The following is a 23,661-nucleotide window of genomic DNA, read 5'->3' on the forward strand; positions in this document are numbered from 1 at the left end:
GGCCCAGGACTCGACGAGTCCTGGGCCGCCGGCGTTCGACGCCCTGGCGACCTCAGCCGGCGGCGGCGTCCCGCTTGCGCGCCCACAGGGCCCGGGCGACGCCGTCCCGGCCCTCGCTCACCAGCCGGCGCAGGGGTGCCGGCGCGGGCTGGTCGGCCAGCCAGGCATCGGCCGCCGCGAGCGTCCGCTCGTCGATGACCTTCGGGAACAGGTACTCCACGGCGTTCTTCGCGATCTCGCCGGGACGCCGGTCCCACAGCCCGCGGATGTCGGCGAAGTACCGGTCCACGTAGGGGGCGGTGAGCTCCTGCTGGGCCGGGTGCCAGAAGCCGGCCACCATCGCCTCGTGCACGGCGTTGGCGATCGACTCGTCGGTGAACGCCCGCTCCCAGGTCTCCGCCTTCGACTCCGGTGTCGGCCGCAGCGCCCGGGCGGTCGCAGCCCGCCGGGCGCCGGTGGCGGTGGCGTCCCGCTCGGCCTCCGCGTCGATCTCCGCGTCACCGGCGGCCCCCACGGCGACCAGGCCGTGCAGGAACGCCCAGCGGGCATCGGTGTCGACCGTGAGGCCCTCGACGGCGAGGGAGCCGTCGAGCAGCCCCCGCAGCGCCGCCACGTGCTCGTCGCCGCGGGCCGCGGCCGCCAGGGTGCGCGACCACTGCAGCTGCGCGTCGCTGCCGGGCGCCGCGCTGTGCAGAGCGGCCAGCGCCTTGTCGGCCAGCATCTCCCAGCCGGTCGGCGCCCAGGCCGGGTCGGCGTAGGAGGCCAGCGCCGACTGCACCCGGGCGAGCAGCGACTGGACGACGCTGATCTCGGTCTCCGCGTCGACGCCGGCGAGCACGAGCTGGACCCACTCGCGGGCCGCCAGCTCCCCGTCGCGGGTCATGTCCCAGGCCGCCGACCAGCACAGCGCCCGGGGCAGTGAGTCCGGGATCGTGCCGATCTGGCTGCGCAGCGTGGCCAGCGACCGCTCGTCGAGGCGCAGCTTCGCGTAGGTCAGGTCGTCGTCGTTCACCAGCACGAGGTCCGCGGCCGGGTGGCCGACCAGCTCGGCCACCTCGGTGCGGGCGCCGTCGACATCCAGCTCGACCCGGTGCGACCGGGTCAGCCCGTCGGGGCCGGAGCTGTAGAGGCCGACCGCCAGCCGGTGCCGCCGCAGCACGGGGTGCGCGGCGACGGCGGTCTGCTCGATCGCGAACGAGGCGTACCGGCCGGACTCGTCGAGCTCGTACACCGGGCGCAGGGTGTTCACCTGGCTGGTCTGCAGCCACTGGGCCGACCAGTCCGAGAGGTCGCGGCCCGATGCCTCGGAGAGCTCGCTGAGCAGGTCGTCGAGGGTGGTGTTGCCGTACTCGTGCTTGCGGAAGTACTTGCGCACCCCGGCGAGGAAGTCCTCCTGCCCGACGTAGGCCACCAGCTGCTTGAGCACCGAGGCGCCCTTGGCGTAGGTGATCCCGTCGAAGTTCACCTCCACCGCGGCGACGTCGACCATGTCGGCCGCGATCGGGTGGGTCGAGGGCAGCTGGTCCTGCGCGTAGGCCCAGGACTTCTCCGTGTTGGCGAACGTCGTCCACGCGGTCGTGTACTCGGTGGCCTCGGCCTGGCACAGCGTGGAGATGTAGGTCGCGAAGGACTCGTTGAGCCACAGGTCGTCCCACCAGCGCATGGTCACCAGGTCGCCGAACCACATGTGCGCCAGCTCGTGCAGGATCGTCTCCGCGCGCCGCTCGTAGCGTGCCCGGCTGGTCTTGGACCGGAAGACGTAGTCCTCCAGGAAGGTCACGCAGCCGGCGTTCTCCATCGCCCCGGCGTTGAACTCGGGGACGAACAGCTGGTCGTACTTGTCGAACGGGTACGGGTAGTCGAACACCCGGTGGTAGAAGTCGAACCCGGCCTTGGTGACGGCGAAGATCTCGTCCGGGTCGAGGTGCTGGGCCAGCGACGCCCGGCAGTAGATGCCCAGCGGGATGCCGTCGTGCAGGTCGGTGACCCGCGCGTAGGGCCCGGCGACGAGGGCCACCAGGTAGGTGGAGATCCGCTTGGTCGGGGTGAAGTGCACCAGCTGCGAACCGGCCTCGCCGGCCTCGATCGTGCGGTCACCGGTGTTGCTGATGACCTGCCAGTCGAACGGCGCGGTGACGTGCACGGTGAACGTCGCCTTCAGGTCGGGCTGGTCGAAGCAGGCGAACACCCGCTTGGCCTCGGCCGGCTCGAAGTGCGTGTAGAGGTAGACCTGGGCGTCCTCCGGGTCCTCGAAGCGGTGCAGGCCCTCGCCGGTGCGGGAGTACCGGCAGTCGGCGTCGACGACCAGCTCGTTGGTGTCGGCCAGCCCGGGCAGGGCCAGGCCGTGCTCGGCGGTGTACGCGCTGACGTCGAGCTCGACGCCGTTCAGGGTCGCCCAGCGCACCCGGTCGGCCACCAGGTCGACGAAGGTGTCGGCGCCGGGCGTGCGCGCGCCGAACCGGATGGTGGTGACCGAGCGGAACGTCTCCTCGCCGGGATGGCCCTGGCCGTCGGTCACGTCCAGGAAGAGGTCGTAGCTGGAGACGGTCAGCAGCGCGGCGCGGGCCGCGGCGTCGTCACGAGTCAGGTTGGGAACTGCCACGCCCCGGAGCTTCCCATGCGGGGACGACGGTCTCCTCTCGTGTGCCCCTGGGGAGGGCGGGGAACAAGCCGGGGACGGCCCGACTTGGTTGGGCGCAGACGACCGGGTGGGGCGCGAGCGCCCGCCCGGAGCACCGACGACCGACTGAGGAGCACCCATGACCGAGGCAGTGCAGAGCTCTCCCGTGAAGGCCCGCGTCGACTTCTGGTTCGACCCGCTGTGCCCGTGGGCGTGGCTCACCAGCCGCTGGGTGCTGGAGGCGGCGAAGGTCCGTGACATCGACCTGCACTGGCACGTGATGTCGCTGTCGGTGCTCAACCGCGGCCGCGACCTGTCCCCGGACTACCAGGAGATGATGGCGAAGGCGATCGGCCCGGTCCGGGTCGCGGTGGCCGCCGCCCAGCAGCACGGCGACGCCGTGCTCGGCGACCTCTACACCGCGATGGGCACCCTGCGGCACCACGAGGGCCGGGAGATCGAGGAGATCATCGCCCCGGCCCTGGAGCGCGTGGGCCTGCCCGCCGAGCTCGCCGAGGCCGCCGGCTCCACCGAGTACGACGAGGCCCTGGAGAAGAGCCACCACGAGGGCATGGACCCGGTGGGCGACGACGTCGGCACCCCGGTCATGCACATCGACGGCGTGGCGTTCTTCGGCCCGGTGATCAGCAAGGTGCCGACCGGAGAGGACGCCGGAAAGGCCTTCGACGGCGCCGTCCTGCTGGCGAACCTCCCCGACTTCTGGGAGCTCAAGCGCACCCGCCTCTCCGGCCCGGACATGTCCTCGGTGCCCGCCGACGCCCTGGAGCTGACCGGCACCCGCTGACGCCGTGGACGGCCGCCTCCCCGGACGGGGAGGCGGCCGTCGTCGTCCGTGGGGCTCGTCTCGTCCTCGCCCGGGGACTCCGTCGGCGTGTCCGGGCCGGCGTCGTCGACCAGGGCGGGTGAGCACTGGACGTGCCACAGCTCAGCCGCTAGACATGCCGCAGCCGGGCCGGGCCGACCGGGCCGCCGAACAGCGACGGAGACCCCATGTCCGCCCTGTCCACGCGCCGCGTCGCCGCCGTCACCATGGCCGGCCTGGTCACCGGTGCAGCCACCCTGGTCGCTGCGCCGGCGGCCCTGGCCGCACCGGCACCGCTGCCGACCCCCGTCCTCTCGGACCCGACCGTCGTCCCGGGGCAGCCGTTCACCGTGACCTTCACCGGGTGCGGCCCCGACGCGGTCGGGTCGCTCCCCGACGCAGACGGATCGCTTCCCCTCGTCTGGTACGAGATCACCAACGGGAACGACATCACCGACACCAACGCCGCCAACGCCGACCCTGACGGCATCGTCACCTTCGACGAGTCGTTCCAGCCTGGGACGGCCCCGGGGGAGTACACGATCGAGGGCGTCTGCGATCACTTCTACCGGGTCCAGTTCTTCCCGCCGGTCACCGTGACGGTGGCCGAGCCCGCACCCACCCCGCCGTCCCAGCCGACCGGCCCGGAGAAGGGCGACGAGGACGACGCCAAGGCCAAGGCCAAGGCGTTCGTCCTCGCCAAGGCCAGGGCGTTGGCCAAGGCCAAGGGATTGACCAGGGAAGACGCCGAGGCCACGGCCAAGGCGTTGGCCAAGGTCGTGGCGAAGGCCAGAGCCAGGGGCTGAGATCGCGGCACGGGGTGCGAGTGGGTGCGGCAGGATGACCCGATGCCGCACCCCCGTCGTCAGCGGATCTTCATCACCGGTGCCAGCGCTGGTCTCGGTCAGGGCATGGCCCGGGAGTTCGCCGCCCGCGGCCGTGACCTGGTCCTGGTGGCCCGCCGGCTGGACCGGCTGTGGGCGCTGCGCGAGGAGCTGTCGGCCCAGCACCCGGGCATCCAGGTGGTGGTCGGCGAGCTGGACGTCGACGATCCCGAGGCCGTCGCAGCGACCGTGCCCCGGCTGGCCGGGGAGCTCGGGGGCATCGACCGGTTCATCGCCAACGCCGGCCTGGGCAAGGGCGCCCCGGTGGGCAGCGGCGGGGCGCGGCCGAACCGGCAGGTCCTGGTCACCAACGTGCTGGGCACCCACGCCTGCTGCGAGGCGGCCGTGGCCCTCTTCCGCGCCCAGGGCAGTGGCCACCTGGTGGTCATCTCCTCGGTCGCCGGGGTGCGTGGCATGGGCGGCACCCGGACGGCGTACGCCACCTCCAAGGCCGCGGACGCCGTGCTCGCCGAGGGCATCCGCGCGGACCTGCTGGGGGACCGGCGCACTCGCGGCATCCGGGTCAGCACCATCCACCCGGGCTTCATCGAGACCGACATCAACACCGGCCGCCGCGGTCCGTTCACGGTCGACCTGCAGACCGGTGTGACCGCGCTGACCGCGGCGATCGAGCGGGAGCCGGTGCGCGCCTACGTCCCGGAGTGGCCGTGGCGCCCGGTCGCCGGGCTGCTGCGGGTCCTGCCGCTGCCGCTGGTCCGTCGGCTCGCCTGAGGGTCCACAGGCTCCCGGCGGCGCGCTCGACGACGGCCCTGGCCGCCCGTCGGGCCGATCATGCTCGGCCGCGGGCGGTCTCCCGGGTCGCCTCGTCGAAGGGCGGGGGTGCGCCGGGGTCGGTCAGCCAGGTCGCCAGCTGGACGAGTTCGTCGCGCTGGGCGGCCACGAAGGCGGCGTCCACCACCCCGCCGTGCCCGGGCACGACGGGGCCGCGCACCAGCTCGAGCAGCGCCGTGACCGTCTGCGCCCACTCCAGCGGGTAGGCGTCCTCCATCGCCGGCGGCGCCCCGTCCTCGACCAGGTCACCGGCGAACACGACGTCGTCCACGGCGACCACCAGGTCGGCGCCGGTGTGGCCTCGTCCGAGGTGGCGCAACGTGACGCTGCGGCCGCCCACGTCGAGCCGGGCGAGGTCGTCGACCAGGTGGTCCGGCGGGTCGATCGGTGCGGTGGCGACCAGCTCGGCCGCGGGGTCGCCCTCCTCCCGGAGGGCGGTGACCACCGAGGCCCGCTGGTGCTCGCCGGTCGCCTCGAGCTCATCGGCGCAGCGGCGGTGGCCCCAGATCTCGGCCGGGCGGAAGGCGGCGTTGCCGAAGCAGTGGTCGAAGTGCGCGTGGGTGTTCACCACCGTCCACGGGTGCGGGGTCACCGCCCGGACCGCCTCGGCCAGCGCGCGGCCCTCGCCCAAGTGGCAGCGGGTGTCGATCACCAGGCAGCCGCCGTCGCCGACGACCAGGCCGCAGTTGAGGTCGAGCTCGCGGTGCCGGCGGACGAACACCCGGTCGCCGATCTCCCGCCAGCCGGCGGTCACCAGCAGATCCGCATCGGCCGGCCGCGGGAGTCCGTCGTCCCGTCGCCCACCCGCTCGGCGGTGCCGGCGGCCAGCCGCTGGGCCGACCAGGCAGCGGCACAGGCGTCGAGCGCGTCGACCAGCGGGACGCCGGCCGGCGCCTCGGCGAGCGCCTCCTCCACGTCCATCACCGCGCGGAGTGCCCGCAGCCGCTGCACCGAGCCGCGGGCGGTGCCCTTGCGGTCGGTGACCCCGCCGAGACCGAGCCGGAACGCCAGCTCGGGGTGCACCTCGACCACCCGGTCGGTCGGTGGGTCGCCGAGGACGTCGTCCAGGTCCCTGATCGCCGCCACCAGCATGAAGGTCTGCGCCGACGGAGCCCGCCCGTGGGCCGCGGCGCGGCTCAGCTCCCGGGCCTCGGCGTAGTCGGCGGCGGCGAGGACGGCGCGTACCGGGGCGGGGAAGACGGAGCTCGCTGCGCCGGTGGGCTTCAGCAGGTCGCGAGCCGTTGCGTCACAGGGGCGGACGCCGTCCTCGGACAGCCCGATCGGCATGTCGATCGCGACCACCTCGACGTCCGGCACCGCCAGCACGGCGGCTGCATCGGCCAGCACCACCAGCCGCACGGACCGCCCGTCGAGCAGCGCGCCGACCCACGCGCCGCGCCAGCCGTCCACCCCGAGCACCGCCACCCGGCCAGCCTGCCAGGAGTGCTGAGAAGATCGGCGCATGCGCGTCTTCCTGGGCACCGACCACGCCGGCCTCGAACTGAAGTCCCACCTGATGCAGGTGCTCGCCGACGAGGGCTTCGAGCCGGTCGACTGCGGGGCCTTCGACTACGACCCGCAGGACGACTACCCGCCGTTCTGCTTCGAGGTGGGGGAGCGGGTCGTCACCGAGCCGGGCAGCCTCGGCATCGTCATCGGGGGCTCGGGCAACGGTGAGCAGATCGCCGCGAACAAGGTGCCCGGCGTCCGGGCCGCGCTGATCTGGAACGAGAGCACCGCCCAGCTGGCCCGCCAGCACAACGACGCCAACGTCGCCGCCGTGGGCAACCGGCAGCACAGCGTGGAGGAGGCCACCGCGCTGGTGCTGACCTACCTCCGCGAGCCGTTCAGCGGCGAGGAGCGGCACTCCCGCCGGATCGGTCTGCTCACCGAGTACGAGCAGAACCGGCAGCGCCCGGCCGGCGGGCTGCCCACCCGCAACCCGTGAGCAGGCGCCGGTGACCGGGGACGACCTGCGCGCCGCGGTCACCGCGGTCCAGCAGGTGTTCGCCCGGGTGCCCGACGGCGCGGCAGCGGTGCCGACGCTGGGCACCGACGTCATCGGCGTCGCCGCGCACATCACCTCCTGCCTGACCTGGTACGCCCAGGACCTGGTCGCCGGGCCGGTGGAGGTGAGCGCCTTCGACGTGGTCCGCCGACCCGACGCCGACCTCGCCGAGACCTGCCTGCAGGTGACCGCCGCGGCCGAGGTGCTGGCCCGGGTGGTCGACGCCGCCGGCCCGGCCGAGCGCGGTGCCCACGACTGGGGGCTGGCCGACGCCTCCGGCTTCGCCGGGATGGGCTGCGCGGAGCTGCTGCTGCACACCGGCGACGTCGCCATGGACCGTCAGCTGGACTGGACCCCGCCGTCCCGGCTGGCCGAGGCCACCCGGGCACGGCTCTTCCCGTGGGCCCCGGCCGATGCCGACCCGTGGGCCGCCCTGCTCTGGGCCACCGGCCGCGGCGAGCTCCCCGGCCGGGAACCGGTCACCTCCTGGCGCTGGCACTGCGCCCCCCTCTCGGAGTGGGACGGCACCCAGCCCAGGTGAGCGGAAGGACCCCGCTGCCCCCCACCACCCGCGAGCTCGCGGCGGGACCCTGCAGCGGGGCCGTCAGAAGTCGTCGGGGCACCAGGGGGCGACCGGCCAGCCGAAGGCCGTCGACGCCTGGGTCACCGCACCCGGGCTGATCTCGGTCACCCGACCGGCGGCCTGCAGGGCGGCCAGGGAGACGCCGCCGAGGTAGGCCGCGGCCAGCGCATCCACGTCCAGGACCAGGTCCGGGTCGCGGTCGGTACGGTCGCTGTAAGCACCGGCCGGATGGCCCCAGACGTGCCAGCGCCCGTCGTTCCAGTCACAGAACCGATCGCGCACCTCGAACACCATGTCCAGGCGGGCCGGGTAGCGGCGGGCGGAGAGCGCAGCGCCCACGTCGACCAGTCGCAGCCAGAGCGCATCGACCGGACGGGCGTGCCAGGCCCGTCCGTCCACCAGCAGGTGCGGCAGGGGGTCGTCGGTGGAGCCGGACGGGTACTCGATCGTGCGCATGAGGTCGTGCCCGAGCAGGAAGCGCCACAGGGCGGCGTGGGCGGCCGGGCTGCCCGCCCGGACCTCCTGGACGGTCAGCGTGCCGTCGGGCTCGCTGGTCTCGGTCCAGGAGGCGCGCACCCGGTAGCTCGCGTAGCCGGTGACCGTCCCGTCGGCCTCGGTGTGCAGTGCCAGCTGGCGGGGCGGGCCGCCGGCGGTGGGCTCGGCGGAGTCGTGCAGCCGCCGCTCCCACCACCGCTCGTCGCGGGCCATGTTGCCCGGGACGGGCCGGCGCACCTGCTCGTGCAGCGCCGCGGCCGCCGGGCGGAACTCCGCCACGTCGACCAGCCGCACGGTGCCGGTGCCGCAGTCGACGTCCGGTCGCAGGCGCAGCCGCTCGGTCAGCCCGGTCCAGCCGCCCCGCCGGGCGGCCGGGGCGTACCCGAACCGGCCGTAGATCGGCCACTCGGCGGCCCACAGCGCCGCCACCGGCTCGCGGCCGGCCGCGTGCACCTCCGCCAGCTGGCGCCGCATGATCGCCGTCAGCACCCCGCGCCGCCGGTGGGTGGGGGAGACGGTCACCCAGGTGACGCCCGCCGTCGGCACCACCGCGCCCGGCACGGACATCTCCAGGCTGTAGATCCCGGAGGTGGCCGCCACCCGCTCGCCGTCGAACAGGGCGAGCGAGCGGTCCAGCTCGGCCGTCGGGGACGGGGAGTCCATGTACGGGCCGGAGTGGTCGTGGCCGAAGGTGGTGCGCATGCCGCGGACGAAGCGCGGCCACTCCTCGGTGGTGATGGGGCGGAGCTGGTCGGCGATGTCGGTCACGGGAGGTGTCTACCCGGCGGGGACGACGGTCGGCCAACCAGTTCCGGGCCTGCGCTCCGCGCACCAGGATCTCAGTGGCTGGCGGCCGGCAGCCAGCCCAGCCACCGCGGCAGCCACCAGGTCCGCTCGCCCAGCACCGCCATCGCCGCCGGCAGCAGCACGCCGCGGACCAGGGTGGCGTCGATCAGCACCGCGACCGCCAGGCCCACCCCCAGCTGCTTGAACTCCAGCATCGACAGCGTCGCGAAGATGCTGAACACCGCCACCATGACCACCGCGGCGCTGGTGACCACCCCGGCCGAGCGGGAGACCCCGGTGGTCACCGCCAGCCGGATCGGGATGCCGGCCCGGGCGGCCTCGCGGACCCGGGAGACCACGAACACGTGGTAGTCCATCGACAGCCCGAAGAGCACCACGAACAGGAACAGCGGGATCCAGGAGACGATCGCGCCGGTGGAGGTGAAGCCGAGCAGGCCCTCGGCCCAGGTCGACTGGAAGACCAGCACCAGCACGCCGTACGCGGCGCCCACCGACAGCAGGGTGAGGACGGCGGCGATCAGCGCGACCGCCAGTGACCGGAACGCCACGGTCAGGACGACGACCGTCAACGCGAGCACGAACCCGATCACGATCGGCAGCCGCTGCGCCATCGTGTCGCTGAAGTCGGCGTCCCCGGCGGTGGCCCCGGTGACGGCCGTGGCCGTGCCGGACACGGAACCGAGCGTGGCCGGCACGAGGTCCTCGCGCAGCTGGGTGAGCACGGCGCGGGCCTCGTCGCTGCCGGCCGCACCCGCACCCGCCACCGACAGCCGGGCGACCGTGCCGTCGGGGCTGATCTCGAGCTCGCCGGCGGCCGTGGCGTCCGGCAGCCGGGCGACCAGCTCGTCGGCCGCGTCCTGGACGGCGGGCACGTCCAGCCGCTGACCGTCGGTGCGCCAGACGACGACCTGGTCGGTGCTGCCCTGCTGCGGGAAGGCCGTGGCGATGGCGTCGTAGGCCCGGACCACCTCGCTGTCCCGGGAGAGCGCGTCGATGCCGGGGTTGGAGGTGGCCATGCCGATCGCCGGAGCGGCCACCGCCAGCAGCGTCGCCACCCCCACCGCGAGCGAGGTCCGCGGTCGGGACACCACCCGCCGGACGACGGCCGACCAGACCCGGCTGTCGTCCGAGCGGCCCACCAGCCGGCCCAGCAGCGGGACCCGCGGCCGCTCGATGCCCCGCCCCAGCAGCGCGAGCGTCGCCGGCAGCACGGTCAGCGAGCCGATCACCGACACGAGCACCACGAGGATCGTGCCGGTCGCGAACGAGGTGAACACCGGGCTCCCGGCCAGGTACATGCCCGCCATCGCGACCGCGACGGCGAGGCCGGAGGTGAGCACGGCCCGCCCGGAGGTGGCGGCCGCCAGCTCGACGGACAGCGCCGTGGGTGCGCCGTGCCGTCGTTCCTCCCGGGCCCGCCGGACGTAGAACAGCGCGTAGTCCACCCCCACGGCCATGCCGATCAGCAGCACGACGCTGGAGGTGCTCGCGTCGACCGGGGTCAGCTGGGAGACCAGGGACACCAGCCCCAGGGCGCCCCCGACGGCGGTGAGCCCGAGCAGGAGGGGCACCCCGGCCGCGAACAGGGCACCGAAGGCCACCAGCAGCACGACCAGCGTCACCGGCAGGCTCAGCAGCTCCGCCCGCAGGAAGTCCTCCTCCAGCTGCTCGTCGACGACGGCGTCCAGCGAGCTGCCGCCGGACTCGACGACCAGGAGCTCCGGGTGCACGGCCTGCACACCGGCGACCGCGTCCAGCACCGGCTGCACCGCGTCGACGGCCGCGTCGGCGGCGGCCGAGCCGGTGCGGTCCCCGACGTCGAGGGTGACCGGCACCAGCAGCGCCGTCCCGTCGGCGGAGGCGACCGGGTCGCCGACGGCGGCCACCTCGTCCAGCCCGCGGACGGCGGCGGTGACGTCCGCGGCGGCCGCGGTGCCCTCGGCGCCGATCGCCGAGCCGTCGCGGGTCTGCACGAGCACCTGCTCGGTCGGCGGGTCGGGGAACCCGGCACCGTCCAGGGCGACGTCGGCGCGGCCGGACTCGCCGCTGCCGCTCTGCGCAGCGGTGAGCGTCTTCGTGCCGGTGGCACCGCCGATGACCACGGCCAGCGCGACCGCCAGCACCCAGAGCCCGACGACGGTCCAGCGGTGGGCGGCGCTCCACCGGGCCACCCGGACGGCGACCCCGGCCCGCGTGGGTGGAGGAGGCGCGGTGTCGGGCAGGGGGGTCAGCACGGGCACGCTCACGGCGGGGCCTTCCGGCTCGGGCGCCGCAGGGTGCGGCGTCGCTGCACCGAGCCTCGCGGCCGGAGACGATCACGTCGTTGCCGCTGACCCCCCGAACGAGGTCGGGCTGGCCCCACCTCCGACGGTCGGCCAGCCCGACGAGGGATGCGTCCTGTCGGTGGCCGGTGGCACCCTGCCGCCATGCCAGCCACCGCCGACGACGTGCGGGCGATCGCCCTGGCCCTGCCCGAGGTCACCGAGCGACCGGCCTGGGACATGGCCTGCCTGCGGGTGCGCGACAAGGTGTTCGCGTCGATGCCCCCGGCGGAGGAGTGGGTGGCGATCCGGCTGGCCCCCGGGGAGAACGCCGAGCTGGCCGCGGAACGCCCGGCGGTGTTCTCGGTGCCGCACCACTACCGGAACAGCAGCATGGTCGTCGTCCAGCTCGCGGCCGTCGACCGGGCAGAGCTGGCCGAGCTGCTCACCGAGGGCTGGCGCCTGCGGGCGCCGGCCCGGCTGCGGGCGGCCTTCGACGCCGCGGCCGGCGGCTGAGCCGGCGACCGGTGGTCAGCTGCGCAGGTAGGCCAGGGTGGCCATCACCCGGCGGTGCTGGTCCTCGTCCTGGGCGAGACCGAGCTTGGCGAAGATGTGCTGGGTGTGCTTCTCCACCGCGCCCAGGGTGACGACGAGCTCCCGGGCGATCGCGGCGTTGGAGTGCCCCTCGGCGATCAACCCCAGCACCTCCCGCTCCCGCGGGGACAAGGCGCGCACCGGGTCGTCGCGCCGGCGCCGGGCGAACAGCTGCGCAACCACCTGCGGGTCGAGCACGGTGCCGCCGGCCACGACGTCGTCCAGGGCGGTCAGGAACTGGTCCACCTGCGCGACCCGGTCCTTGAGCAGGTACCCGACGCCACCGGCGCCGTCGGCGAGCAGCTCGTCGGCGTAGGCGACCTCCACGTACTGGGAGAGCACCAGCACCGCGGTGCTCGGGACGGCGCGGCGCGCCTCGACCGCGGCCCGCAGGCCCTCGTCGGTGTGCGTGGGGGGCATCCGGACGTCGACGACGGCGACGTCCGGCCGGTGCTCGACCACCGCGCGGACCAGCGACGGCCCGTCGGCGACGGCGGCCACCACCTCGGTGCCCGCCTCATCGAGCAGTCGCACCAGGCCCTCCCGGAGCAGCACGGAGTCCTCGGCCAGCACGACCCGCATCCGGGGCCCTCCCTCGGTCACCGGCACGGCAGCTCGCCGATCAGCCGGGTCGGCCCACCGCGCGGGCTGTCCACGGTCAGCGCCCCGTCGACCGCGCGCAGCCGGTCGGTGAGCCCCGCCAGCCCGTGGCCGGGGGCCAGCACCGCCCCGCCGTGGCCGTCGTCCTCGACCACCACCCGCAACCGGTCGTCCTCGCAGACCACCGTCACCCGGCTCACGGTCGCCGCGCTGTGCTTGGCGACGTTCGCCAGCGCCTCGCTGACCAGGAAGTACGCGGAGTTCTCCACGGCGGGCGTCAGCCGCTGGCCCGGTGGCAGGGCGCAGGCGAGCTCCACGGGGACGGGGGAGCGGGCCGCGAGCGCGGCGAGCGCGGCGGCCAGGCCGCGGTCGGCCAGCACCGGGGGCGCGATGCCGCGGGACAGCGCCCGCAGCTCCTCCAGCGTCTCCCGGGTCTGCACCGCCGCCTCGTCCAGCGTCGCGCGGGCGCCGTCCGGATCGCTGTCGACCATCCGGCGCGCCCGGTGCAGGTCCATGCTCAGCCGGACCAGCCGCTGCTGGGGGCCGTCGTGGATGTCCCGCTCCAGCCGGCGCAGGGCCACCGCCTCGGCCGCGACCGCGGCGTCCCGGCCCTCCGACAGCCGGCCGATCTCGGCCTGGGTGGCGGCCCGGGAGGTCAGCAGCACCCGGCCGAGCTGCGCCTGGGCGAGGGCGCACCCTCGGACGACGGCCGGCAGGGTGAGGGCGAACAGCACCCCGATCGCGGTGGAGAGCAGCACCCGGGTGGTGGCGCTGTCGCCCAGCCCGATGAGCTCGGGCAGCGTGTCGTTGCCCGCCTGCCCCGACCCGTCGTAGGGGATCGACCAGTCCCACGTCACCGCGGTCAGCCCGGCCAGGGTGATCGACCACCAGACGACCGTGACGACGAACGCCGGGATCGACACGACCATGCGCAGCACGGCGTGCAGCGCGTCGAGCCAGCCCTGCGGATCACCCAGCGGCCGGATCAGCCGGCGCGCCAGCGAGGCGTCGGGCTCCGCGCGCCGGTAGACCGGTGTGGGCAGCTCCCGCCGCAGGACCTCGGGCAGCTGCCTCCGTTCCAGCGTCGCGAGGCCGCGGGCGACCAGCAGCCCCAGCACCAGGACCGGGAGCCCCACCCAGACGACCAGCGTGCCCAGCCCGACCGCGAGCAGGGTGATCACCAGGACGAACGCGAGGACCGACAGCGGGAAGGCGAGCAGCACGTAGCCGGTGTCGATGCCGAGCTGGCGCCACCAGCTGCGCCGGGGCTCGTGCGCCACGGGGTGCTCGGCCTGGGCCGGCGGCTCGGCGGTGGTCGTCGTCATGCGGACCAGCCTGACCTGCGACGACGCGCCGACCCAGCCCGCTGGCTGGCCGGTGCGGACTCGGGGTGTCCCGACCTGTGCGCGCTCATCTCGGGCACGCATGCTCCTGCCGCGGACCAGCCGTGTCCAGGACCTGCCTCCCGTCGGGTACCGCAACGTCGTCGGTCGCATCTACCCTCGGTGAGCCCCGACCGTGTTCGTGCCCGCCCGCCCCCGGGACCCCGGCTCCCTGGTGGCCGCGGGCACAGGAAGTAGCCCATGCGCCGCATCGCAGTCCTGCCTCGTCCCGCTCGCGGCCCCGCCGTCCCGGCGCTCGCCCTGGTCACCGCGCTGGTGCTCGCCGGGTGCACCGGCTCCGACGACGACGGTGCGGCCGGCGGGTCCGGCGACTCCGACGAGCCGGTCGTGGCCGAGGTCGTCGCCACGGCGCCGGACGCGGCGCGCACGCTCGTCTCCGACACCGACCCGGTGGCCGCCGCGGTCTCGACCAGCCGGGCTCTGTACGGCAGCTCGGACGTGGCGGTCGTCGCCAGCAGCGGCGATGCCGACGCCGAACTGCTGGGCGCGGTGGCGGCGGTCGGGCTCGGGGTGCCCCTGCTGCTGGGCTCCGACGACCCGGCCGACGTCCTCGGGGCGGAGCTGGACCGCCTCGGCGTGCAGACCGTGCTCACCGTCGGCGGCGACGCCGACGCCCTGCTCCCCGGTGGCGCGGACGACCTCGACGTCGTGACCGTCCCGGCAGAGGCCGAGGCGCTGGAGCAGGCGACCGGCCTGGACCTGGCCGAGGCGACCACCGTGCCCGACGCGGAGCGGGCCGCGGCGGTGGCCGGGCTGGCACCGGACACGCTCCCGGCCCTCACGGCCGAGGTCCCGCCGGCCCCGGCGAGCCCGTCCGGTACGCCGGCAGAGGGCACTGAGCCCGAGCCGTCGGAGTCCGAGCCGTCGGAGTCGGAGCCGTCGGAGTCGGAGGCCTCTGAGTCCGAGGCGTCGGAGTCCGAGCCGGTCGAGGCGACGGGGGAGCTGCCCGAGGTGCAGCGCGCCGAGCCGCTGGAGGACGTCGTCGTCCTGTCGAGCGGGGGAGCGCAGTCGCTGGCCGGGATCGCGACGGCCCGGGCCGCCGGTGCCGAGGTGCTGCTCACCGGTGGGTTGACCGACCCGCGTGGCTCGGCGGCGGTCGTCGAGCGCCTCGCGGCCGAGCCCACGGTCGTCGTCCTCGGTGCCGACCTGGCCGGTGCGCCGGGGATCGACTGGAAGCTGGACACCGCGGCGACCGGCACCCAGCTGCCCGGCGGCGGGCAGCTGCTCTTCCCCGGCCGGCTGATGGTGGCCCTGTACGGCACCCCCGGCACCGGTGCGCTCGGGCTGCTGGGGGAGCAGGACCTCCCGGGGGCCATCCAGCGCGCCCAGGAGTACGCCGCCCAGTACGACCCCCTCGTCGAGACGCCCGTCGTCCCGGCGTTCGAGATCATCGCGACGGTGGCCTCCGCGGAGGCCGGTCCGGACGGCAACTACTCGACCGAGATCGACCCGGAGACCTTCCGTCCCTGGATCGAGGCCGCTGCGGAGGCCGGCGTCTACGTCGTCCTCGACCTGCAGCCGGGACGCACGGACTTCCTGACCCAGGCGAGGCAGTACCAGTCCCTGCTGGAGTACCCGCACGTGGGGCTGGCACTGGACCCGGAGTGGCGGCTGGAGCCGGGAGAGGTCCACCTGCGTCAGATCGGCCAGGTCGGGGTGGACGAGGTCAACCAGGTGGTCACCTGGCTCGCCGACCTCACCCGGGAGAACGACCTGCCGCAGAAGCTGCTCATCCTGCACCAGTTCCAGGTGCGGATGATCATCGACCGGGAGCGGCTGGACACCTCCCGCGACGAGCTCGCGATCATGGTCCACGTCGACGGGCAGGGCAGCCAGCCGGCCAAGCAGGACACCTGGGCGGTGCTGCAGCGGAACGCCCCGGCGCCGCTGTACTGGGGCTGGAAGAACTTCATCGACGAGGACGTCCCGATGATCTCGCCGGAGGAGACCATCCGGACGGTGCAGCCCACCCCCGAGCTCATCACCTACCAGTAGCCGGGTCCTTCTCTCTGTCGTGGCCCTCGGGCAGGATCGGTCGGGACGTCGCAGCGCGCCTCGTCCGGGGCCCACCAGGCGACGACGGAGAGCGGAGTGCTGCGATGACCGGTGTCGTCACCGAGCGGCCGAGTGCAGGCCCGGCCGCCGAACTGGAACCGCGGCTGGCCGAGCACCGGCGTGAGCTGACCGGGTACTGCTACCGGATGCTCGGGTCCTCCTTCGACGCGGAGGACGCGGTCCAGGAGACGATGGTCCGGGCCTGGCGGTCGCTGGACCGCCTGCAGGGCAGCGGGGCGCTTCGCTCGTGGCTGTACCGGATCGCCACCAACGTCTGCCTCGACGCCCTCGACGGCCGCAAGCGCCGGGCGCTCCCGGTCGACCTCTCCGACGAGTCCTCGGCCCCGGTGCCGGCCTCGTTGGCCGGCGTGCTGGCCGACGGCGCGTGGGTCGAGCCGGCGCTGGACCGCAGCGTCCTGCCGGTGGGGGGCGACCCGGCCGACCTGGCGGTGCAGAAGGAGTCGGTGCGGCTGGCGTTCGTCGCCGCGCTGCAGCTCCTGCCGCCGCGCCAGCGCGCCGTGCTGATCCTGCGGGACGTGCTGCGCTGGAAGGCCGACGAGGTGGCCGCGCTGCTCGAGACGTCCGTCGCCGCCGCGAACAGTGCGCTGCAGCGGGCCCGGGCCACGCTCGCCGCCCACCAGGCGCGGGAGAAGGCCCCCGACCAGGAGGTCGCCGCCCCGGACGCCGAGTTGCTGGCCCGCTACCTGGACGCCTTCACCCGCTACGACATCGAGGCGCTGGTCGCGCTGCTGCACGAGGACGCGGTCATGGACATGCCGCCCTACGCGATGTGGCTGCGCAGCGCCGCCGACATCGGCACCTGGTTCGCCGGCCCGGGCGCGGAGTGCCGCGGCTCGCACGTGGTGCCGCTGGAGCTCAACGGCAACCCGGCCTTCGCCCAGTGGCGGCCCAGCGGGCCGGACGGCGCCCACCGGCCATGGGCCGTCCACGCGCTGACCACGGCCAACGGGCGGATCACCCGGATGACGGCGTTCCTGGACACCCGGCTGTTCGACCTCTTCGGTCTGCCCCGGGACCCGGCCGCCGCTCGGTGAGGGCAGGGGACCTCCGGGGGCGACGACGTCGGGGCCGGCCGGGAGGCAGCGCGGCGCGGTCCGTGGTCTGATGCGGCGGTGGCCAGGCAGGACGAGCGGGTGCCGTTCGTCGCGGCGCTGGCACGCGCGCGCTCGGCTGCCTACCCCCCGGGCCAGGACGTGGGGCAGGAGAGCTTCATGCTCGCCGACGAGATCCGGCGGCTCGCCCACCACGCCGGGATCGGGCCCGGTACCGCGGTGCTCGACCTGTGCTGCGGGATCGCGGGGCCCGGCCGGCTGATCACGGCGGAGTCCGGCAACGGCTACCTGGGGGTCGACTCCTCGGCCGAGGCGGTGGAGATCGCCACGCGGCTGGCCGGGGACCTGCCCTGCCGGTTCGTGCAGGGGGACGTCCCGCCGCTGCCTGCGGGCCGGTTCGACGTCGTGCTGCTGCTGGAGACCCTGCTCGCCTTCCCCGACAAGGCGGCCCTGCTGCGCGCGGTGGCCGGCGCGCTGGACACCGGTGGCCGCTTCGCCTGCACCGTCGAGGCGGGCCGCCCGCTCAGCGAGGCGGAGCGGCAGCGGATGCCGGATGCCGACACCGTCTGGCCCGTCGAGATGGAGCAGCTCACGGAGCTGCTCGGCGACGCCGGGCTGGTGGTGACCCGGCAGGAGGAGTGCACTGCCGCCCATGCGACGACGGCGGCAGCGCTGCTGCGGTCCTACCGCGCCGACGAGGCGGACATCGCCGCCCGGGTCGGGCCGCAGGCCGCGGCCGATCTGGTCGCCGCCCACGAGCTGTGGGTGACCTGGCTCGGGTCCGGCCGGATCCGCAAGTTCGCCGTGGTGGCCGAGAAACGGTGACCTACCCCTACACGCACTACCTGGCCGCCAAGCGCACCGTGGACGACCGCGCCCTCAACCGCCGGGTGCTCGACGACCTCCGCGGGCTGCTGCCGCCGCACCCGCCGCGGGTGCTCGAGGTCGGGGCGGGGCTCGGCACCATGGTCGCCCGCCTGGTGGAGTGGCAGGTCCTCGACGCCGGTGAGTACACGCTGCTGGACGTCGACCCCCAGCTGCTGCGCGACTCCCGCGAGTGGCTCACCGCGTGGGCGGGGGACCGCGGCCTGCCGGTCGTGCCCCAACCCGACGGCCTGCTGCTCGGCGACCTGCGGGTACGGCTGGTGGAGGCAGAGCTCGGCGCGCACCTCGACGCCGGCCCGGGCGCACCGGTGGACCTCCTGGTCGCCCATGCCTTCCTCGATGTGGTGGACGTCCCGGCACTCCTGCCCGGGCTGCTGCGGCAGCTGGCCCCGGGCGGCGCCTACTGGTTCACGATCAACTTCGACGGCGACACCATCTTCGCGCCGGACCATCCCGGCGACGACGAGGTCCTGGGGGCCTACCAGGCGAGCATGGACGACCGTGTCCGGTACGGGCGGCCCGCGGGCGAGAGCCGCGCCGGCCGGCACCTGTTCCACCATCTCCGGGACGCCGGGGCCCCGGTGCTGTCCGCCGGCTCCTCCGACTGGGTGGTGCACGCCGGCCCGGACGGTCGCTACCCCGGCGACGAGGCCTGGTTCCTCGACTTCATCCTGAGCACGGTCGAGGCCGCCCTGGCCGACCGCGTGGACCCGGCGGCCCTCGCCGACTGGCTCGCCGCCCGCCGCCGCCAGGTCGCCGACGCCGACCTGGTGTACATCGCCCACCAGCTGGACGTCCTCGGCAGGGCCCCTGGCGCCGCCTCGGCGTGATCCCGGCACCCGGGACCCCAGCCAGACACTGCCTGCAGCCGGACCGAGACGCTCCGCAGCGACGCGTCGTGCAGCGGACGGTCCCGCCGGGCTGCCGGGACGAGCGCCGGATCGGCAGTGCACGATCCAATGCCTCTGACCGGTGCGGCGAGGGGGGCGTGGGTGGACGCGGTCCGGCTCCCGGTGGTGATCGCCGCGCTCTTCCTGCCCGCCCTCCTCGGTGTTCTGTCGGCCACAGCCGGCCTGCCGCCGATCGGCTGGGTTGCCGGGCTGGCCGCCGGGTGGACGGCGACCGCGCTGATGGCCGTCGCCCGGGTGCGCCGCGGGGAGGGGCTGCTGCCGGCGGACCAGGTCACCCTGGCCCGCGCGTTGCTGAGTGCCGGCGTCGCCGCCCTCGTCGTCCCCTCCGCCGACCGGCCGCTCCCGGTGACCGAGGTGGTCGTCCTGGCCGCCGTGGCGCTCGCCCTGGACGCCGTGGACGGCCAGCTGGCGCGGCGCACCCGCACCGCGACCCCGCTGGGCGGCCGCTTCGACGGGGAGGTCGACGCCTTCCTGATCCTGGTGCTGAGCGTCGCGGTCGCGCGCGAGCACGGCGGCTGGGTGCTGGCCATCGGCGCCGCCCGCTACGCGTTCCTGGTCGCCGGGTGGGCGCTGCCCTGGCTGGCCGGTCCGTTGCCGTTCCGGTACTGGCGCAAGGTCGTCACCGCCGTGCAGGGCATCGTGCTGACCGTCGCCGTCTCCGGGTTGCTGCCGGACCTGCTGACCACGGCCGCACTGGTCGTCGCCCTCCTGCTGCTGACGGAGTCGTTCGGCCGGGACGTCGTCCGGCTGTACCGCGACGGCGCCGGTCCGCGCACCCGCCGGGCGCTGCGGTGGACGGTCACTGCCGCTGCGGTCGCGGTCCTCTGGGCCGTCCTCGTCGCCCCCGACCGGCTGGACCAGCTGCGACCGGCCGCCTTCGCGCGGGTCCCGATCGAGGGGCTGACCCTCGTCGCGGTCGGGCTGCTGCTGCCGGCCTGGGTGCGCCGTCCGGTCGTGCCGGTGGTCGGCGTCGTCTGCGGCCTGCTCGCCGTCGCCAAGCTGCTCGACATGGGCTTCCACTCCCAGCTCGGCCGGCGGTTCGACCCGCTGGTCGACTGGGGCAGCTTCGGGCCGGCGATCGGTGTCGTGCGCGACTCGATCGGGGACGCCGCCACGAACGGCCTGCTGGTCGTGGTGGGCGTGGCCGTCGTGCTGCTGGTCGTGGTCGTCACCGCGTCGCTGGTGCGGGTCAGCGGGGTGACCGCGCGCCACCGGCGGCGCTCGGCGCGCACGCTCGCCGTCCTGGGCGTGGTGTGGGGGCTCTCCGCCGCGCTGTCGCTGCAGCTCGTGCCCGGCACCCCCGTCGCCTCGGCGAACACCGCTGGGCTGGTCGCGGCGCAGGTGCGCGAGGTGGCGGCGTCGGCGCAGGAACAGCGGCAGCTGGAAGAAGCACTGCGCAGCGACGAGCCGGTGGCCCCGCCCGCCTGGGAACCGCTCTCCGGGCTGCAGGGCACCGATGTGTTCATCGTCTTCGTCGAGAGCTACGGGGAGGTCTCCGTCCGGGGTGGCTCGTTCTCTCCCGGGATCCGGGAGCTGTTGGGGGAGGGCGCCGCCGAGCTGGCCCGGGACGGCTGGTCCGCGCAGAGCGCGTTCCTCGACTCGCCCACCTTGGGCGGTGCCAGCTGGCTCGCCCACGCGACCCTGCAGGCCGGGCTGTGGATCGACAACGAGCAGAGCTACGCGCAGCTCCTGGCCAGCGGTCGGCCCACCCTGGCCTCCGTCTTCGGCGAGGAGGGCTGGCGCACCGTCGCTGCCATCCCCGCCAACGACCGGGACTGGCCGGAGGGGCAGGCGTTCTACGGCTGGGACCAGATCTACGACCGGCGGACCGTGGGCTACGAGGGCCCGCGGTTCAGCTACGCCCCGATGCCGGACCAGTACACCCTCGCTGCCTTCCAGCGGCTGGAACTCGGCCCCGGGCACGCCCCGGTCATGGCCGAGATCGACCTGGTCTCCTCGCACTCCCCCTGGACGCCGCTGCCCACCCTGGTGCCGTGGGAGGAGGTCGGCGACGGCTCGGTCTTCGACCCCATGGCCAGGCGCGGACTGTCGGCCGAGGAGGCGCTGGCCGACCCCGAGGCGCTCCACCGGCTCTACGGGGAGTCCATCGAGTACTCCCTGCAGGTCGTCCTCTCCTGGCTGACCACGCAGGTCCCGGGTGACCCGGTCGTCGTCCTCGTGGGCGACCACCAGCCCGCGACCGTGGTCAGCGGCCCCGACGCCGGCCGTCACGTCCCGGTCTCGATCATCGCCCGCGACCCCGGGGTGTTCGACCGCATCGCCGGCTGGCAGTGGCAGGACGGCCTGCTGCCGGCCATCAACGCCCCGCGGTGGCCCATGGACGCCTTCCGTGACCGGTTCCTCGACGCCTTCAGCGCGCCGTGACCGCCCTCGGCGTGCCGATCCTGCCCACGCGGGCGCGGCGGGGGAGCACCCGATGACGGCGGCCCGCGCCTTCTGGCTGCGCGCGCCCGGGCACGGGGAGCTCCGCCCGGTGACGCTGCCGGAGGCGGGCCCCGCGGACGTCCTGGTCCGCGCCCTGCACTCCGGGGTGAGCCGGGGGACCGAGGCCCTCGTCTTCCGCGGCGGCGTGCCGGTGGACCAGCGGGCGGCGATGCGGGCGCCCTTCCAGGACGGCGACTTCCCCGCGCCGGTGAAGTACGGCTACCTGAGCGTCGGGGTGGTCGAGCAGGGGCCGATCGAGCTGCGCGGGCGCACCGTCTTCTGCCTGCACCCGCACCAGACGGCGTACGTCGTCCCGGCCGCCGCCGTCGTCCCCGTGCCCGACGACGTCCCGGCCCGGCGGGCCGTGCTGGCCGGGGCGGTGGAGACGGCGGTGAACGCCCTCTGGGACGCGCCGCCGCTGATCGGCGACCGGGTGAGCGTCGTGGGCGCCGGGATGGTCGGCTGCTGTGTCGCGCGGCTGCTCGCCCGGGTGCCGGGCGTGGCGGTGGAGGTCGTGGACGTCGACGGCGGGCGCGCGGACGTCGCCGCCCGGCTCGGCGCCGCCTTCGCCCGGCCGGAGGACGCGTCGCCGGGTCGCGACCTGGTCGTGCACACCAGCGCGTCGGCGGCCGGGCTACAGCTCTCGCTCGACCTGCTGCGCACCGAAGGGGTGCTCCTGGAGCTGAGCTGGTACGGCGACCGCGAGGTCGCCGTCTCACTCGGCGGTGCCTTCCACGCCCGCCGGCTGGATCTGCGGGCCAGCCAGGTGGGCATGGTGGCGCCGGCGCGCCGGAGCTCCCGGACCACCCGCGATCGGCTGGCGCTCGCCCTGGAGCTGCTGCGCGACCCGGCATTCGACGTGCTGCTCACCGGGTCCTCGCCGTTCGACGAGCTGCCCGAGGTGATGCCGCAGCTCGCGGACGGGCGGCTGCCCGCTCTGTGCCACACGATCGACTACGGGAGGTGAGCGGGTGTTCAACGTGACGGTCCGCGATCACATGATGGTGGCGCACAGCCTCCGGGGGGAGGTCTTCGGCCCGGCGCAGCGCCTGCACGGGGCCACGTTCGTCGTGGACGCGACGTTCCGGCGCCGCGAGCTGGACGACGACGGCGTGGTCGTCGACATCGGCGCCGCCACCGAGCTCCTCAGGACGGTGCTCGGCGAGCTCAGCTACCGCAACCTCGACGAGGACGCCTCGCTGGCGGGGGTGAACACCACGACCGAGGTGCTGGCCCGGGTGGTCTCCGACCGGCTGGTGGCGGGGATGCAGGCCGGCGCGCTGGGCCCGGGGGCCGACGGCCTGGACGGGCTGGTGGTCACCCTGCAGGAGTCCCACGTGGCCTGGGCCGGCTACGACCGGACGCTGTGACCGCGGTCGCCGTCGTCCTCCCACCCGGGGTGGACGACCCGGGTCGGGTCAGCGGCGGCAACCGGTACGACCGCCGGGTCTGCGACGGGCTGCGTGGGTGCGGGTGGACGGTCGAGGAGCTGACCGCCCCGGGGAGCTGGCCGCACCCCGACCCCGGGGCGCGGGCCGCGTTGGGCCGCACGCTCGACGACCTGCCCGACGGTGCCGTCGTCCTCGTCGACGGCCTGATCGCCTCGGCCGCGGCCGCGGTGCTCGTCCCGCGGTCCGCGCGGCTCCGCCTGGTCGTCCTGGTGCACCTGCCGCTCGGCGGCGCCGAGGTCCCCGCCGGCGAGGAGGAGGCCGTGCTGGGGGCAGCGCGAGCGGTGGTCGCCACCAGCGGCTGGACCCGCGACCACCTGCTGGCGCACTACCGGCTCGACCCCGCCGCCGTGCACGTGGCCCGTCCGGGTACCGACCCGGCCGGCGCGGCACCGACGTCGCCGTCCGGCGGCCGGCTGCTGTGCGTGGCCGCGCTGACCCCGATCAAGGGGCAGGACCTGCTCGTCGAGGCGCTGGCCGCACTGACCGAGCTGCCCTGGACCTGCCGCCTGGTCGGCCCGCTCGACCGCGACGGGGAGTTCGTCGCGGCGCTGCGCCGGCGGGTCGAGGCGGCGGGGATCGCCGACCGGGTCGAACTCCCCGGGGTGGCCGCGGGCGCGGCGCTGGAACGCGAGTACCGCACCGCCGACGTCCTGGTGGTCCCGTCCCGGGTGGAGACCTTCGGCATGGTCGTCCCGGAGGCCCTGGCCGCCGCGCTGCCGGTGGTCGCCACCGCCGTGGGCGGCCTGCCCGAGGCGGTGGGGTGCACCCCGACCGGCCGGCCGGGGCTCCTCGTCCCGGGACCGGACCCGGCGGCCCTCGCCGAGGCGCTCCGGTGCTGGCTCACCGATCCGGAGCTGCGTGCGCGGCTCCGGGACGCCGCCCGGCTGCGCCGCGGGACCCTGCCCGGCTGGTCGGAGACGACCGAGCGCCTCGGCACGGTGCTGGCCGCCGTCGGTGGGCGGCCGTGACGC

General features: G+C 75.1%; 21 protein-coding genes. 14 read left to right on the forward strand and 7 right to left on the reverse strand.

Annotated features, from left to right (window positions below; all coding sequences use genetic code 11):
• Positions 1-52 precede the first annotated feature (52 nt).
• Positions 53-2,602 (reverse strand): aminopeptidase N, encoded by a 2,550-nt coding sequence (gene pepN / locus O2V61_RS05965; RefSeq protein ID WP_269182396.1) that lies wholly within the window; start codon positions 2,600-2,602, stop codon positions 53-55.
• Between the two features lie 157 nt (positions 2,603-2,759).
• Here pepN and O2V61_RS05970 point away from each other — a divergent pair, with 157 nt between their 5' ends.
• From O2V61_RS05970 to O2V61_RS05980, 3 genes are all read left to right on the forward strand, one after another.
• Positions 2,760-3,425 (forward strand): DsbA family oxidoreductase, encoded by a 666-nt coding sequence (locus tag O2V61_RS05970; protein ID WP_269182397.1) that lies wholly within the window; start codon positions 2,760-2,762, stop codon positions 3,423-3,425.
• 206 nt (positions 3,426-3,631) lie between these two features.
• On the forward strand, positions 3,632-4,249 hold the full coding sequence (locus O2V61_RS05975) for a hypothetical protein (RefSeq protein ID WP_269182398.1): 618 nt from the start codon (positions 3,632-3,634) through the stop codon (positions 4,247-4,249).
• A gap of 42 nt (positions 4,250-4,291) precedes the next feature.
• Positions 4,292-5,059 (forward strand): SDR family oxidoreductase, encoded by a 768-nt coding sequence (locus tag O2V61_RS05980; protein ID WP_269182399.1) that lies wholly within the window; start codon positions 4,292-4,294, stop codon positions 5,057-5,059.
• A gap of 58 nt (positions 5,060-5,117) precedes the next feature.
• Here the strand turns inward: O2V61_RS05980 and O2V61_RS05985 are convergent, their stop codons facing one another.
• Together O2V61_RS05985 and O2V61_RS05990 are read right to left on the reverse strand one after the other, a co-directional pair.
• Positions 5,118-5,873: an MBL fold metallo-hydrolase gene (locus tag O2V61_RS05985; protein WP_269182400.1), complete on the reverse strand. Its 756-nt coding sequence runs from the start codon at positions 5,871-5,873 to the stop codon at positions 5,118-5,120.
• A complete protein-coding gene (locus O2V61_RS05990) occupies positions 5,870-6,583 on the reverse strand; it encodes a DUF429 domain-containing protein (RefSeq protein WP_269182401.1) in 714 nt (237 codons plus the stop codon). Before O2V61_RS05990 ends, O2V61_RS05985 begins: the two co-directional genes overlap by 4 nt.
• Here O2V61_RS05990 and O2V61_RS05995 point away from each other — a divergent pair.
• Both O2V61_RS05995 and O2V61_RS06000 read left to right on the forward strand, forming a co-directional pair.
• Positions 6,582-7,067: a ribose-5-phosphate isomerase gene (locus tag O2V61_RS05995; protein ID WP_269161910.1), complete on the forward strand. Its 486-nt coding sequence runs from the start codon at positions 6,582-6,584 to the stop codon at positions 7,065-7,067. The two genes, O2V61_RS05990 and O2V61_RS05995, sit on opposite strands and share 2 nt — an antisense overlap.
• Before the next feature lie 10 nt (positions 7,068-7,077).
• Positions 7,078-7,668: a hypothetical protein gene (locus O2V61_RS06000; RefSeq protein WP_269182402.1), complete on the forward strand. Its 591-nt coding sequence runs from the start codon at positions 7,078-7,080 to the stop codon at positions 7,666-7,668.
• A gap of 63 nt (positions 7,669-7,731) precedes the next feature.
• On the opposite strand, the gene O2V61_RS06005 is transcribed toward O2V61_RS06000, so the two are convergent.
• Both O2V61_RS06005 and O2V61_RS06010 read right to left on the reverse strand, forming a co-directional pair.
• Positions 7,732-8,973, reverse strand: coding sequence for a GNAT family N-acetyltransferase (locus O2V61_RS06005; protein ID WP_269182403.1), 1,242 nt, complete (start codon positions 8,971-8,973; stop codon positions 7,732-7,734).
• Positions 8,974-9,044: 71 nt separating this feature from the next.
• Entirely contained in the window at positions 9,045-11,258 is a 2,214-nt protein-coding gene (locus O2V61_RS06010) for an MMPL family transporter (RefSeq protein ID WP_269182404.1), read from the reverse strand.
• Positions 11,259-11,438: 180 nt separating this feature from the next.
• On the opposite strand from O2V61_RS06010, the gene O2V61_RS06015 reads away from it, so the two are divergent.
• Positions 11,439-11,789, forward strand: a complete 351-nt coding sequence (locus tag O2V61_RS06015; protein WP_269182405.1) for an MmcQ/YjbR family DNA-binding protein — start codon at positions 11,439-11,441, stop codon at positions 11,787-11,789.
• Between the two features lie 15 nt (positions 11,790-11,804).
• Here the strand turns inward: O2V61_RS06015 and O2V61_RS06020 are convergent, their stop codons facing one another.
• Entirely contained in the window at positions 11,805-12,449 is a 645-nt protein-coding gene (locus tag O2V61_RS06020; RefSeq protein ID WP_269182406.1) for a response regulator, read from the reverse strand.
• A 17-nt stretch (positions 12,450-12,466) separates the two neighbouring features.
• Positions 12,467-13,792, reverse strand: a complete 1,326-nt coding sequence (locus O2V61_RS06025) for a sensor histidine kinase (protein WP_269182407.1) — start codon at positions 13,790-13,792, stop codon at positions 12,467-12,469.
• A gap of 258 nt (positions 13,793-14,050) precedes the next feature.
• On the opposite strand from O2V61_RS06025, the gene O2V61_RS06030 reads away from it, so the two are divergent.
• The 8 genes from O2V61_RS06030 to O2V61_RS06065 all read left to right on the forward strand — a co-directional run bounded on the left by O2V61_RS06030 (position 14,051) and on the right by O2V61_RS06065 (position 23,658).
• Positions 14,051-15,865 carry a cell wall-binding repeat-containing protein gene (locus O2V61_RS06030; RefSeq protein WP_269182408.1) on the forward strand — a complete coding sequence of 605 codons (1,815 nt, stop codon included), beginning with the start codon at positions 14,051-14,053 and terminating at the stop codon, positions 15,863-15,865.
• Positions 15,866-15,969: 104 nt separating this feature from the next.
• Entirely contained in the window at positions 15,970-16,980 is a 1,011-nt protein-coding gene (locus O2V61_RS06035) for a sigma-70 family RNA polymerase sigma factor (RefSeq protein WP_269182409.1), read from the forward strand.
• A 78-nt stretch (positions 16,981-17,058) separates the two neighbouring features.
• On the forward strand, positions 17,059-17,823 hold the full coding sequence (locus tag O2V61_RS06040; RefSeq protein WP_269182410.1) for a class I SAM-dependent methyltransferase: 765 nt from the start codon (positions 17,059-17,061) through the stop codon (positions 17,821-17,823).
• Entirely contained in the window at positions 17,820-18,713 is an 894-nt protein-coding gene (locus O2V61_RS06045) for a hypothetical protein (RefSeq protein WP_269182411.1), read from the forward strand. The genes O2V61_RS06040 and O2V61_RS06045 overlap by 4 nt, the downstream gene beginning before the upstream one ends.
• Positions 18,714-18,875: 162 nt before the next feature.
• Positions 18,876-21,179 (forward strand): CDP-alcohol phosphatidyltransferase family protein, encoded by a 2,304-nt coding sequence (locus tag O2V61_RS06050; protein WP_269182412.1) that lies wholly within the window; start codon positions 18,876-18,878, stop codon positions 21,177-21,179.
• A gap of 52 nt (positions 21,180-21,231) precedes the next feature.
• Positions 21,232-22,206: a zinc-dependent alcohol dehydrogenase gene (locus tag O2V61_RS06055; RefSeq protein WP_269182413.1), complete on the forward strand. Its 975-nt coding sequence runs from the start codon at positions 21,232-21,234 to the stop codon at positions 22,204-22,206.
• Positions 22,207-22,210: 4 nt separating this feature from the next.
• Positions 22,211-22,609, forward strand: a complete 399-nt coding sequence (locus O2V61_RS06060; RefSeq protein ID WP_269182414.1) for a 6-pyruvoyl trahydropterin synthase family protein — start codon at positions 22,211-22,213, stop codon at positions 22,607-22,609.
• Positions 22,606-23,658 (forward strand): glycosyltransferase family 4 protein, encoded by a 1,053-nt coding sequence (locus tag O2V61_RS06065; protein ID WP_269182415.1) that lies wholly within the window; start codon positions 22,606-22,608, stop codon positions 23,656-23,658. The genes O2V61_RS06060 and O2V61_RS06065 overlap by 4 nt, the downstream gene beginning before the upstream one ends.
• Positions 23,659-23,661 lie beyond the last annotated feature (3 nt).

The sequence above is a fragment of the Modestobacter sp. VKM Ac-2985 genome, from assembly GCF_026967925.1.
Lineage (GTDB): Bacteria > Actinomycetota > Actinomycetes > Mycobacteriales > Geodermatophilaceae > Modestobacter.